The organism is Psychrobacter okhotskensis (assembly GCF_965638355.1).
In the GTDB taxonomy this organism is placed as follows: domain Bacteria; phylum Pseudomonadota; class Gammaproteobacteria; order Pseudomonadales; family Moraxellaceae; genus Psychrobacter; species Psychrobacter okhotskensis.
In genome coordinates this window covers 2,928,374-2,942,080 of record NZ_OZ281822.1, presented here as the reverse complement: position 1 = coordinate 2,942,080, position 13,707 = coordinate 2,928,374, and the positions used below count along the sequence as shown (strand labels likewise).

The window sequence follows — 13,707 nt, the reverse complement described above, 5'->3', positions numbered from 1 at the left end:
CAGTTGATCAGTTCGTGAAAAGCCATCCTTGAGAAAGGGTGGCTTTTTTTTGGATTTATACGACTATTCTTTATAATGGTGATAGCGTTTAAAATTAGATACGGCATCAGTTCTATCTTCTATTGTAATATGGCGCTTGCCTTGTTATATTAACGCAGCTTTGTACGAAGTCTCTTGGATGAAAGGCACACTTCTTCATCAAATAAAACTGACTAAAATGTACAATTTTACCGCTAAAGGCTTGCATTCTATGCTGAATATTGTATAATGCTGTCCTTTACACCCATAGGCGATTGGCTCAATTGGTAGAGCATCGGTCTCCAAAACCGAGGGTTGTAGGTTCGAGTCCTACATCGCCTGCCATCTTCTTATCACATCTTTGTTGTCTCCCACCATCTCCGAAGCGAGTTCTTTATGAGCAATAATCAAGATAACCTCGAGACTAAGTTATCTGATGCCAAGGCGGGTACTGGTGGAATGCTGTCTAAAGGTCAGCACATCTCAGCAGGTAATCAAACAACTGCTGTTGAAGTGGCCAAGACTGGCTCAGCAAAAGATGTGGTTTTGTGGCTACTTGCTGCAGTAGTATTAATTGGCGCGACGTTAGTTAACCAATATTTACCTGGCTATTGGCAGCCTGCCAATGATGTCTGGGTACGTATCGGTCTTATTGTCGCCCTTATCGTATTGGCATTAGTATGCTTGGCATTAACGCATCAAGGCCGCGCTTTTAAAATATTATTAAAAGACGCCGCCGTTGAGCTACGCCGAGTGACGTGGCCGGGCAAAGACGAAACCTTTCAATACACATGGCAAACCATTGTCATGATTGCGATTGTTGGGTTTTTTGTTTGGTTGCTAGATAACTTCTTTAATTGGTTCGTTGGGATATTTATTGGTTAAATAGTCTAGGGTTTGGCGCATATCGTGCATTACGAATAGCGAGTATCTTGATTGTTTAACTCAAATTTTATTTATAACGACTTACTTACAATGATCAGGAGCGTGATATGCGTTGGTATATTGTCCAAGCGTTTTCAGGATATGAAAAACAAGTACAACGTTCATTAACTGATCGTATCAATCGTAGTGACTTTGCTGAGTCATTCGGTGATGTATTGGTGCCTACGGAAGAAGTCGTCGAAATGAAAGACGGCAAAAAGCGTAAGAGCGAGCGTAAGTTTTTTCCAGGATATGTATTGATCCAAATGGAGATGAACGACAATACTTGGCACATCGTAAAAGACTGTCCACGTATTATGGGTTTCATTGGTGGTACACCTGAGACGCCAGCGCCTATTACGCAAGTAGAAGCCGATCGCATTCTAAACCGTTTGAATCAGACTGAAACTGACCCACGTCCTAAGACGCTATTTGAGCCGGGCGAAGAGTTGTTGGTTATCGATGGTCCATTTACTGACTTTAAAGGGTTGGTTGAAAAGGTGGATTATGAGAAGTCTAAATTGCATTTAACAGTAAACGTATTTAATCGACCGACTCAGGTTGAGCTTGAGTTTAGTAAAGTTGAAAAATTAGACTAAACCTGCAAAAAATTTATCAACCGGGGAGCTGTTAGTCAATAAGAGTTATACCGTATTGATTTGGCGCTATTACCCATAAAGGAGAGTATCTCATGGCTAAGAAGATTGATGGTTACATCAAACTGCAAGTGCCTGCAGGCAAAGCAAACCCTTCACCACCGATTGGTCCAGCATTGGGTCAAAAAGGCGTGAACATCATGGCGTTTTGTAAAGAATTTAACGCTGCGACCTCAAATCAAGAGCCGGGTCTACCGATTCCTACTGAGATCACTGTATACAGCGATAAGTCTTTTACCTTCATCATGAAGTCACCACCAGCGGCATACTTACTACGTAAGGCTGCTGGTATCGCTAAAGGTTCTGGTACACCAAACACCGCTAAAGTCGGTAAAGTGGACCGTGCTCAGTTAGAAGACATCGTTAAGACTAAAGACGCAGATTTAACGGCTGCTGATCTTGATGCTGCTGTTCGTACCATCGCTGGTACTGCACGTTCAATGGGTATTACCGTGGAGGGTGTGTAAATGAGTAAACTTACTAAGCGTCAAAAATTAATCGCTGAGCGTGTAGAAAGCGAAAAGTTATACACTCTTGAAGAAGCGGTTCAAATCCTAAACGATTTGCCAGCTCTTAAATTCAAAGAGTCTATCGACATCGCAGTAAACTTGGGCGTTGACCCACGTAAATCTGACCAAGTCGTTCGTGGTGCAACTAACCTACCTGCTGGTACTGGTAAAACCAAACGCGTTGCGGTATTTGCTCAAGGTGCTGCTGCTGAAGCCGCTAAAGAAGCGGGTGCTGACATCGTTGGTATGGATGATTTAGCGGATCAAATCAAAGCCGGTAACATGGACTTTGACGTGGTCATCGCGGCTCCTGATGCGATGCGTGTCGTCGGTCAGTTAGGTACTATCCTAGGCCCACGTGGTCTAATGCCTAACCCAAAAGTTGGTACGGTAACGCCTAACGTTGCTGAAGCTGTGGCTAATGCGAAAGCGGGTCAAGCACAGTATCGTGTTGATAAAGCGGGTATTATCCATACCACTATCGGTCAAGTTGGCTTTACTGCTGAGCAAGTTATAGAAAACGCTCAAGCATTGCTATCTGATCTAAAACGCGCTAAGCCTGCTACGTCTAAAGGTACTTTCATTAAGAAAATCACCTTGTCTAGCACCATGGGCCCAGGTATCACGATTGATCCTGTTCCATATCGTGTTGCTAAATAATTTTACTGCATAAAGAATTACTCATGATTCAACAGTTTTGAAGCATGAACACACTATTTTAAAGAATTAGGTCAGCGTAGCAAACGCTATGCTGTCTAAGACCGTAGGTAGAAAGCGGTTTCGCGTTATTAGTTTTAATCTTCGGATTATTAATAATAGCAACGAGCTGCTTTTGTTAATCGACGACAGATGAAAATCTCAGTTGTCCTACGCAGACGGTGACCCACCCAGTTGTTGATAAGAGCCGATAGGGCAACCTATCACTTGATGTCATTCTGATAACGGTGCCGTAATCAGTCGTTATGAGTGAATTCTTTATAGAATTTATAAATAACGTGTCGTATCAAGTCAATCTTAGTATGAATTAGATTGATAAGATTAAAGGAGTCAACTTATGGCATTAACGCTAGAGCAAAAACAACAAGTTGTGGCTGAAGTGTCTGAAGTTGCTGCTAATGCTTACTCAGCAGTAGCTGCCGAATATCACGGTATTGGTGTTGCAAAGCTTACTAAGCTGCGCGAACAAGCTCGTGATAAAGGTGTTGTTTTGAAAGTGGTAAAAAATACCCTTGCAAAACGCGCTTTTGAAGGCACTAAGTTTGAGAGCATGTCAGACCGTATGACTGGTCCACTACTTTTGGCTTTCTCTATGGAAGATTTGGGATCTGCAGCACGAGTCGTTTTCGACTTTAGCAAAGATAACAAAGCTTTAGAGACCAAATTGGTATCAGTCGGTGGTGAAGTTTATGGTCCAGAAGAGCTAGAGCGCGTATCGAAGCTACCAACTCGCGACGAAGCAATCTCTATCTTGATGGCTACTATGAATGCACCAGTGACCAAGCTTGTCCAGACTATGAACGCTGTTCCTGGCAAGTTCGTTCGCACTGTAGCGGCAATCAAAGACGCAAAAGAAGCTGCTTAATTGCTTGTTTTAACGTAACTTTAACATCGCTAATTTTGGTTGAATTTTATTGCCACATTCGGCAATCAATCAAAGCGATATTAGAATCAATTAATTTTTATCAGATAACGGAGAGTTCTCATGGCACTATCTAAAGATGACGTGTTAAATGCAATCGCTGAAATGTCAGTAATGGATATCGTTGAATTAATCAGCGACATGGAAGAAAAATTCGGCGTAACAGCTGCTGTTGCTGCTGCACCTGCTGCTGCTGGTCCTGCTGCTGCTGCTGCTGAAGAAAAAGACGAATTTGACGTAGTTCTTGCTAGCTTTGGCGAGAAGAAAGTTGGCGTAATTAAAGCCGTACGTGAAGCAACTGGTCTTGGCCTAAAAGAAGCGAAAGATTTGGTTGAAAGCGCTCCAGCTCCAATCAAAGAAGGCGCATCTAAAGCTGAAGCTGAAGAGTTGAAAAAGAAACTTGAAGAAGCTGGTGCAACTGTTGAACTAAAATAAGCTGAGCTTATCTTAGTGTTGTACAAAAAAAGCTGGTAATGCCTTGCATTGCCAGCTTTTTTTTATTATAATTCGTAGCTTGACCTTTTGTGTCTGCCAACAGTCGTATGCAACATCACGGTGGATACCCATCAAAAGGACAGACGATAGCTATGCAAATAAACACAGTGCAAGCACACATACCAGTTTTTGAAATCAGTTAATATCAGCTAAACGTCCATAGATGTTTGGCATTTTTTTGTGTCTGCATGCTTTCCCATTAACACTATAGTTTATACTGATTCTAAAAGTTATAGCTACCCCAATTATTAATCCTGAAAAGCTGTTGATCTTAGGTTGTCCATTTAGCATGGTTTTACTGTCAGTAGGTAGGCTCATAGACGGTAGATATTAGCGACGATATTGATTTTGATAGCAAGTGGTTTAGCATGACTCGAATAGAAGTTATTTCTTCTCAAGAATATTGGTAAATTTGGCCTTTTAGGCAATTGAATATAGATTGGCTGATATTGAAATTGTCGTTCTAAGGCATCATATAGAGTGGCTTAGATACCGATTATAAGATTAGAGCAACTTGTGAGATTAAAGGCAGTTATAAGATTGAATACAGTGTCATAGTGACGCACTGCTGAAGCACATACCACTGTATCACCTGTACTAATGGATAAACAGTCACTAGCTAAGTATTAACACCCGTTTTATATTATCGTTTACGTTGTCAAGTTTGCATAATATTAATATTAAATAGTATTGATGCAAGCTGGCCACGCTTTCAATTCGTTTCCACGTTTACTGTAAGGACTCTCGATGGCATATTCTTATACTGAAAAAAAGCGTATTCGCAAAAGTTTTGCTGAATTGCCCACTGTGATGGACATTCCCTATTTGCTGTCTATTCAAGTAGATTCCTACGAGCAATTTTTGCAAGAGCATAAAAAACCAAAAGCTCGTGAGAATAGTGGCTTGCAAGCTGCGTATTCCTCTATTTTCCCAATTGAGAGTCACTCTGGTAACGCAGAGCTACAATTCGTTGAATATTACTTAGGTACACCTGAATTTGACGAGCGTGAGTGTATCCTGCGTGGCTCAACGTTTGCAGCGCCTATGCGTGTCAAAATCCGTCTGATTATCAAAGATAAAGACAGCAAAGACAAAGACAGCAAAGCGGCAATCAAAGATATCCGTGAGCAAAGCGTCTATATGGGCGAGATGCCTTTGATGACCCAAAATGGTACCTTTATTATTAATGGTACTGAGCGAGTTATCGTGTCTCAGCTGCATCGCTCTCCTGGCGTTTTCTTTGATCATGATAAAGGTAAGTCACATTCAAGCGGTAAAGTGCTATATAACGCCCGTATTATCCCTTACCGTGGTTCATGGCTTGACTTTGAATTCGATGCCAAAGATCTAGTCTTTGCTCGTATTGACCGTCGTCGTAAGCTATTAGCGTCTATTATTCTTCGTGCATTGGGTTTGAGTACCTCTGAAATCTTAGATTTGTTCTTTGATAAAGTAGCCGTTTATAAGGGCGAAGAGCAGTTTGAGATTGATCTGGTTGCTGACCGCTTACGTGGTGAGATGGCACAGTTCGACATCGTATCACCTGAAGGTGAGGTTATTGTAGAGCAAGGCAAGCGTATCAACGCCCGCCGTATCCGTCAGCTTGAAGAAGCGGGTATGACTAAAATCTCTATCCCTGATGAGTACTTATATGAGCGTATCTTGGCCGAAGACATCGTCGTTAACGATGAAGTTATTGCCAAAGCCAATACGTTAATTGACCATGAATTATTGGTTAAATTAAGCGCGTTTGAAGCCAGTGAGTCTATCAAAGAGTTCAGCATTCTGTTCACCAATGATATCGATCAAGGCAGTTATATTGCCGATACGCTACGTGCAGATAGCACCTCAAGCCGTGAAGAAGCATTGATTGAGATTTATAAAGTCATGCGTCCAGGTGAGCCACCAACGGTTGAGACCGCTGAGAAGCTATTTGATAGTATGTTCTTTAACGCTGATCGTTATGATTTATCTAATGTCGGTCGTATGAAGTTCAACCGCCGTCTTGGTCTTGATTTTGTAGATACCGATGATGCTGATATTCAGCGTGAACGTAGCGTATTAACCAATGCCGATATCGTTAACGTCCTAAAAGAATTGATTGAAATTCGTAATGGTCGCGGCGAAGTCGATGATATTGACCATCTAGGTAACCGCCGTATTCGCTCGGTAGGCGAAATGGCAGAAAACCAATTCCGTGTTGGTTTAGTACGTGTTGAGCGTGCGGTCAAAGAGCGTTTAAGCTCGGCGGAATCTGATAACTTGTCGCCACAAGATTTGATTAACTCAAAGCCAGTAGCGGCTGCGGTAAAAGAATTCTTTGGTTCAAGTCAGTTGTCACAGTTTATGGATCAGAATAACCCGTTGTCAGAAGTGACCCATAAACGTCGCGTATCTGCATTAGGGCCCGGTGGTCTGACCCGTGAACGTGCAGGCTTTGAAGTACGTGACGTACATGATACCCATTATGGCCGTGTATGTCCGATTGAGACTCCTGAAGGTCCAAACATTGGTTTGATTAACTCATTAGCGACCTTTGCAAAGACCAACAGCTTTGGCTTCTTAGAAACGCCTTATCGCCGTGTGGTTGATGGTAAAGTAACGGACGTTATTGAGTATCTATCAGCGATTGAAGAAGTAGGTACGGTCATTGCACAGGCTGATTCACCAGTAACCGCAGAAGGCGCATTATCTGATGAAATGGTCAGTGTGCGTAGCTACGGTGAATTCGTCCGCATGCCGCCAGAAAAAGTGACGCATATGGATGTGTCGCCAAGTCAGGTCGTATCGGTCGCAGCAGGTTTGATTCCGTTCCTAGAGCATGATGATGCTAACCGTGCCTTGATGGGTTCGAACATGCAGCGTCAGGCTGTTCCTACGCTACGTGCTGATAAGCCGTTAGTAGGTACGGGTATGGAGCGTCACGTTGCGCGTGATTCTGGTGTTTGTGTCATCGCTAAGCGTGGCGGTGTGATCGAAGACGTTGATGCCTCACGTGTCGTTGTTCGTGTGAATGAAGATGAGATGATCGCTGGCGAAGCCGGTATTGATATCTATAACCTCGTTAAATACACGCGCTCAAACCAAAACACGTGTATCAACCAACGCGTCATCGTCAACCAAGGTGATGCTATTGCTGTAGGTGATATCTTAGCTGATGGTCCTTCTACGGATCTTGGTGAGCTTGCATTGGGTCAGAACATTCGCATCGCATTTATGCCGTGGAATGGTTACAACTTCGAAGATTCGATCTTGTTATCTGAAAAAGTGGTAAAAGAAGATCGTTTCACCACGATTCATATTCAAGAATTGACGTGTGTGGCACGTGATACCAAGCTTGGCACAGAAGAGATCACTGCGGATATTCCAAACGTTGGTGAAGCGGCGCTATCAAGTCTTGATGAAGCTGGTATCGTTTATATCGGTGCTGAAGTGGACGCTGGTGATATTTTAGTTGGTAAAGTCACGCCAAAAGGTGAGACGCAACTGACGCCAGAAGAGAAATTACTACGGGCTATCTTTGGTGAAAAAGCGGCTGATGTGAAAGACACCTCATTGCGTGTTCCAACATCAAGCAAAGGTACGGTCATCGACGTACAGGTCTTTACCCGTGATGGCGTCGAAAAAGATGCGCGCGCAAGAGCGATTGAAAAATCGCAGCTTGATAGCTATCGTAAAGATTTAAAAGAAGAGCTACGTATCTTTGAAGAAGCAGCACGTGGTCGTATTGGTAATCTATTAGATGGCCAAAAAGTCAGTGGTGGTTCGGGTCTAAAAGCCGGTACGGTTATGGCATTGGCTGATATGAAAGACATGAGCCTTGAGACCTTGCTTGATATCCAGCCGGTTGAAGAAGAAATCTCTGAGCGTCTCACGCAGATTGCCGATTACTTAGTCGATAAGCAAAAAGATATCGATGTTAAATTTGCTGAGAAAAAACGCAAATTGACCGCTGGTGACGACTTGCAACATGGCGTACAAAAAATTGTTAAGGTATATCTAGCGGTTAAGCGTCGTATTCAGCCTGGTGATAAGATGGCTGGTCGTCATGGTAACAAAGGTGTTGTATCGCGCATTATGCCGGTTGAAGACATGCCTTATGACGAGCATGGCAACACAGTTGACATCGTACTGAACCCACTTGGTGTTCCATCGCGTATGAACATCGGTCAGGTGCTAGAGACGCATTTGGGTATGGCGGCGAAAGGTTTGGGTGAGAAGATTGATGGCATGCTGAAAGCACAAGCTGCGATGAAAGACTTACGTGAATTCTTAGACCAAATTTATAACAAAGTGGGCGGCGAGCAAGTCGATCTTGATAGCTTGTCTGACGACGATATCATGGCATTGGCAGACAACTTGCGTGGCGGTGTACCGATGGGCACAGCAGTATTTGATGGTGCGCATGAGCATCAAGTCAAAGACTTGCTAGAGCTTGCTGGTCTAGCTAGAAACGGTCAGCAGACATTGTATGATGGTCGTACCGGTCAGAAGTTTGATCGTCAAGTAACGGTCGGTTATATGTATATGCTGAAACTTAACCATTTGGTTGATGACAAAATGCATGCACGTTCTACCGGTTCTTACTCACTAGTAACGCAGCAGCCACTCGGTGGTAAAGCACAGTTTGGTGGTCAGCGCTTCGGTGAGATGGAAGTTTGGGCACTAGAAGCATATGGCGCGACTTATACCTTGCAAGAAATGCTAACGGTGAAGTCGGATGACGTTGAAGGCCGTACCCGTATGTATAAAAACATCGTCGATGGTGAGCAATATATGGATCCAGGTATGCCTGAATCGTTTAACGTCTTGACCAAAGAAATCAAATCACTGGGTATCAATATTGAGTTAAAGCAAACCCATTAAGCACGGCTGACTGAAGCTACCTTTAACATAGCTTTAGTTAATTATTATTCTTAGTGGTCAATCTAGAAGCAGTACGCGCATAGCTGCTGCTTTTAGTGATTTGTCTCAACCCTATTCATTGCCTTCATTCATCTTATTTGCGTCAATAGTACGCCATCAGATGATTATAAAGATAACGGAGAAGCAACTTGAAAGATTTACTCGATATCATGCAAAGCCCTACCGGCAACGGTAATCAAGAGTTTGATAGCATCCAAATTACGTTGGCCTCACCTGATGTGATCAAGTCATGGTCGCATGGTGAAGTGAAAAAGCCTGAAACCATTAACTATCGTACGTTTAAACCTGAGCGTGATGGTCTCTTTTGTGCCAAAATCTTTGGTCCAGTAAAAGACTTTGAATGTCTATGTGGTAAGTACAAACGCCGTAAATTCCAAGGCGTTATCTGTGAAAAATGTGGCGTTGAAGTCACGACCGCCAAAGTTCGTCGCGACCGCATGGGTCATATCGACCTAGCCAGTCCTGTGGCGCATATTTGGTTCTTAAAATCATTACCAAGCCGCATCGGTCTATTGTTAGACATGACGCTGCGTGATATTGAGCGTGTGCTCTATTTTGAAAGCTATATTGTCACAGAACCTGGTCTGACTTCTCTAGAGAAGTATCAATTGCTTGATGATGAAGATTATTACAGAGCACTTGAAGAGTTTGGTGATGAGTTCACAGCCAAAATGGGTGCAGAAGCCGTTCAAGACCTATTAAAAGACATCGATTTAGATTTAGAAATCGATGAGCTGCGTGAAGCGATTCCGCAAACAGGTTCTGAAACTAAGCTTAAAAAGATGTCTAAGCGTCTTAAGCTATTAGAAGCATTCCGTGATTCTAATAACAAGCCTGAGTGGATGGTAATGAATATCTTACCAGTCTTACCACCAGACTTGCGCCCGCTAGTACCACTAGAAGGCGGCCGTTTTGCGACATCAGATCTAAACGATTTATATCGCCGCGTCATCAACCGTAACAACCGTCTTAAGCGTCTATTAGAGCTAAGCGCCCCTGATATCATCGTGCGTAACGAAAAACGTATGTTGCAAGAATCAGTCGATGCGCTACTCGATAATGGTCGTCGCGGTCGTGCGATTACCGGTAGTAATAAGCGTCCATTGAAATCTTTGGCAGATATGATCAAAGGTAAGCAAGGTCGTTTCCGTCAAAACTTATTGGGTAAGCGTGTCGATTATTCTGGCCGTTCGGTCATCGTTGTCGGCCCTACGCTACGTCTACATCAGTGTGGTCTACCGAAGAAGATGGCACTTGAGCTATTCAAGCCATTTACTTATAACAAACTATTGTCTCATGGTTTGGCAACGACGATTAAAGCTGCTAAAAAGATGGTTGAGCGTGAAGAACCGCAAGTGTGGGATATGTTGGCCATGGTTATCCGTGAGCATCCAGTGCTCTTGAACCGTGCACCAACGCTTCACCGTTTGGGTCTACAAGCGTTCGAGCCAGTACTAATCGAAGGTAAAGCCATCCAGCTGCATCCACTCGTTTGTACCGCATTCAACGCCGATTTCGATGGTGACCAAATGGCAGTTCACGTGCCATTGACGCTAGAAGCTCAGCTTGAGTCACGTGCTTTGATGATGTCTACCAACAACATCTTGTCGCCTGCGAACGGTGATCCAATCATCGTACCGTCACAGGATGTGGTACTTGGTTTGTATTATATTAGCCGTTCATCAGTAAATGCCAAAGGCGAAGGCATGATTTTTGCCACGGTCAATGAAGCATTGCGTGCGATTGGCTCAAACGATTTACATGTGAACGCCAAAATTAAAGTTCGTGTGACTGAAACGCATTTTGATGAAGAAGGCAACGAGACCAAAGAGATCAGTATCAAAGACACGGTTGCTGGCCGTTTGCTTATCTGGAACATCATGCCTAAAGGTATGACGTTTGATGAGTGTAACCAAGAGATGACGAAGAAAAACATCTCTAAATTGATCAACTCTTGCTATCGTAAAGTAGGTGTTAAAGACAGTGTTATGTTTGCTGACCAATTGATGTATCTAGGTTTTGCGCAAGCAACGCTATCTGGTGTGTCTATCGGTTTGGATGACATGGTTATTCCGCCAAGCAAAAAGCAAATTATCGAAGTTGCTGAAGGCGAAGTGCGCGAGATTGAAGATCAGTTCGAGCAAGGTTTTGTGACCGCTGGTGAGCGTTATAACAAAGTGGTCGACATCTGGTCACGTACCAATGACAAAGTCGCGAAAGCGATGATGGATAACTTGGCAACGGATAAAGTGATCAACGCCCAAGGTGAAGAAGAAGAGCAGAAGTCATTTAACTCTATCTTTATCATGTCAGATTCGGGTGCTCGTGGTAGTGCGGCGCAGATTCGTCAGTTGGCTGGTATGCGTGGTCTGATGGCGAAACCAGATGGCTCAATTATTGAGACCCCGATTAAAGCCAACTTCCGTGAAGGTTTGACCGTACTTCAGTACTTTATCTCTACGCATGGTGCGCGTAAAGGTCTAGCAGATACCGCATTGAAAACCGCTAACTCGGGTTACCTGACTCGTCGTTTGGTTGATGTGGCACAAGATTTGGTCATTACCAGTGATGACTGTGGTACTGAGCAAGGCTTGCTCATGAAGCCGCATATTCAAGGTGGTGAGATCATCGAGAAACTCGGTGAGCTAGTACTTGGTCGTGTGACGGCTCGTGATGTGACGTATAACGATGATGCCGATAAGGTATTAATTCCAGCGGGTACGTTGATCGATGAGCATTGGGTCAATGTGCTTGACGAAAACGCAATCGATGATATCTGGGTACGCTCAGTTATTACCTGTGATATCGAACATGGCGTTTGTTCACAGTGTTATGGTCGTGACCTTGCCCGTGGTCATAAAGTCAATATCGGCGAGTCTGTCGGTGTTATGGCGGCGCAGTCTATCGGTGAGCCAGGTACTCAGTTAACCATGCGTACGTTCCACGTGGGCGGGGCAGCAAGCTCAGCATCAGTGGACAACAGCATCTCTGTACGTAATGCTGGTCAAGCGCATTTCGAAAACATGAAAACGGTTCAGCATACAGACGGTCACCTAGTTATCGTATCGCGTTCTGCTGAAATTGCGTTGACCGATGAACTTGGTCGTGAGCGTGAGCGTTATAAAGTTCCTTATGGTTCAAGCGTTCTTGTCAAACACGAAGATCAGGTCGAAGGTGGTCAAACCATCGCTAAATGGGATCCGCACACGCATCCAATTATCACTGAATTCGCAGGTACTGCACGCTTCAGTGATATCACTGATGGTATGACGGCGACTGTGAAGGTTGATGATGCGACGGGTATGAGCTCATTTGAGATTCTAGCCACTCGTGACCGTTCAAGCTCAGCCAAAGACTTACGTCCAGCGATTATCTTGAACACTGACGAAGGTAAAGAAGTGGTTTACTTCTTACCTGCTGAAACCATCATTCGCGTGAGCGACGGTGAAAAAGTAGCAGCGGGATCGATTCTAGGCCGTGTACCGCAAGCGTCTTCAGGTACTAAAGACATTACCGGTGGTCTACCACGTGTTGCTGACTTGTTCGAAGCACGGCGTCCAAAAGACCATGCGATTATGGCTGAAATGAGTGGTGTGGTTAGCTTCGGTAAAGAAACCAAAGGTAAAAACCGCTTCATTATCACCAATGAAGATGGTGAGGTTCATGAAGAGCTGATCCCGAAATGGCGTCAAATTAACGTCTTCGAAAATGAAACAGTTGCTCGTGGTGAAGTTATCGCTGATGGTCCACAAAACCCGCACGATATCTTACGTCTGAAAGGTCAAACGGCGCTTGCTGATTATATCGTAAACGAAGTACAGGACGTTTATCGCTTGCAGGGTGTAAAAATTAACGATAAGCACATCGAAGTTATTATTCGTCAGATGCTACGTAAAGTTGAAATTACTGATGGCGGCGATTCAAGTCACTTCAAAGGTGATCAGGTCGAGTACGCTGATATCAAAGCATTGAATGCCAAACTAGAAGCGGAAGATAAATTCCCAGTACAGTTTGAGCGTCAATTACTGGGTATCACTAAAGCCAGCTTGGCAACGGAAAGCTTTATCTCAGCAGCATCATTCCAGGAGACTACTCGTGTCCTAACAGCTGCTGCCGTCACTGGTAAAGTCGATGAGTTACGTGGTCTGAAAGAAAACGTTGTTGTTGGTCGTTTGATACCTGCTGGTACTGGTCTTGCTTATCATAAAGCACGCAAAGAGAAAGCAGATCAGAAGCTACAAGACAAAGACTTAAATGCAGCGTTTGACATGACAGCAAGCACTGATAGTAAAGACTTTGCTAGCTTTGACGAAGCCTTTGCTCAAGAGCTAAATCAAGACAACTAAGCGTCTGCTGTTAACTTTTGAATAAAAATAAAAAAGCCAGCCCAGTCGCTGGCTTTTTTATGCGTTGAAATATAGAAGCATCAGAGAAAAGCAAATACTTGAAAGTCATATAATGAAAATAAATTTTTTCAGAAATATCTCTTAGAAAATAGTAAACTGGAAAAATAGCGTATTCTTTGTGAATACTGACCCTC

Annotated in this window: 8 protein-coding genes and 1 tRNA gene; all 9 read left to right on the top strand. The window is 43.6% G+C overall.

The features are described 5' to 3' along the window. Window positions 1–287: 287 nt before the first annotated feature. The 9 genes from ACSUPM_RS12190 to rpoC all read left to right on the top strand — a co-directional run bounded on the left by ACSUPM_RS12190 (window position 288) and on the right by rpoC (window position 13,513). Window positions 288–363, top strand: a tRNA-Trp gene (locus tag ACSUPM_RS12190). Between the two features lie 51 nt (window positions 364–414). After that, window positions 415–903, top strand: coding sequence for a preprotein translocase subunit SecE (gene secE, locus ACSUPM_RS12185; RefSeq protein ID WP_025652242.1), 489 nt, complete (start codon window positions 415–417; stop codon window positions 901–903). Window positions 904–1,010: 107 nt separating this feature from the next. Beyond that, the gene (nusG, locus tag ACSUPM_RS12180; protein ID WP_010201718.1) at window positions 1,011–1,541 is read left to right on the top strand and encodes a transcription termination/antitermination protein NusG; all 531 of its coding nucleotides are present in this window, start codon (window positions 1,011–1,013) and stop codon (window positions 1,539–1,541) included. 92 nt (window positions 1,542–1,633) lie between these two features. Further along, entirely contained in the window at window positions 1,634–2,065 is a 432-nt protein-coding gene (gene rplK, locus ACSUPM_RS12175) for a 50S ribosomal protein L11 (RefSeq protein ID WP_010201717.1), read from the top strand. Continuing rightward, window positions 2,066–2,767 carry a 50S ribosomal protein L1 gene (gene rplA / locus ACSUPM_RS12170; protein ID WP_436879985.1) on the top strand — a complete coding sequence of 234 codons (702 nt, stop codon included), beginning with the start codon at window positions 2,066–2,068 and terminating at the stop codon, window positions 2,765–2,767. A 394-nt stretch (window positions 2,768–3,161) separates the two neighbouring features. Continuing rightward, window positions 3,162–3,689: a 50S ribosomal protein L10 gene (gene rplJ, locus ACSUPM_RS12165; protein ID WP_101212190.1), complete on the top strand. Its 528-nt coding sequence runs from the start codon at window positions 3,162–3,164 to the stop codon at window positions 3,687–3,689. A gap of 120 nt (window positions 3,690–3,809) precedes the next feature. Next, window positions 3,810–4,181 (top strand): 50S ribosomal protein L7/L12, encoded by a 372-nt coding sequence (gene rplL, locus ACSUPM_RS12160; RefSeq protein WP_057761722.1) that lies wholly within the window; start codon window positions 3,810–3,812, stop codon window positions 4,179–4,181. 807 nt (window positions 4,182–4,988) lie between these two features. Next, window positions 4,989–9,107, top strand: coding sequence for a DNA-directed RNA polymerase subunit beta (rpoB, locus tag ACSUPM_RS12155; protein ID WP_025652246.1), 4,119 nt, complete (start codon window positions 4,989–4,991; stop codon window positions 9,105–9,107). Between the two features lie 188 nt (window positions 9,108–9,295). Further along, window positions 9,296–13,513, top strand: coding sequence for a DNA-directed RNA polymerase subunit beta' (rpoC, locus tag ACSUPM_RS12150; protein ID WP_025652247.1), 4,218 nt, complete (start codon window positions 9,296–9,298; stop codon window positions 13,511–13,513). The last annotated feature ends 194 nt before the right edge of the window (window positions 13,514–13,707 follow it).

Bases quoted from the DNA above. Each gene is read 5' to 3' on its own strand.
- secE (WP_025652242.1), top strand. From the start codon at position 415: ATGAGCAATAATCAAGATAACCTCGAGACTAAGTTATCTGATGCCAAG.
- rplJ (WP_101212190.1), top strand. From the start codon at position 3,162: ATGGCATTAACGCTAGAGCAAAAACAACAAGTTGTGGCTGAAGTGTCT.
- rplL (WP_057761722.1), top strand. From the start codon at position 3,810: ATGGCACTATCTAAAGATGACGTGTTAAATGCAATCGCTGAAATGTCA.
- rpoB (WP_025652246.1), top strand. From the start codon at position 4,989: ATGGCATATTCTTATACTGAAAAAAAGCGTATTCGCAAAAGTTTTGCT.
- nusG (WP_010201718.1), top strand. From the start codon at position 1,011: ATGCGTTGGTATATTGTCCAAGCGTTTTCAGGATATGAAAAACAAGTA.
- rplA (WP_436879985.1), top strand. From the start codon at position 2,066: ATGAGTAAACTTACTAAGCGTCAAAAATTAATCGCTGAGCGTGTAGAA.
- rplK (WP_010201717.1), top strand. From the start codon at position 1,634: ATGGCTAAGAAGATTGATGGTTACATCAAACTGCAAGTGCCTGCAGGC.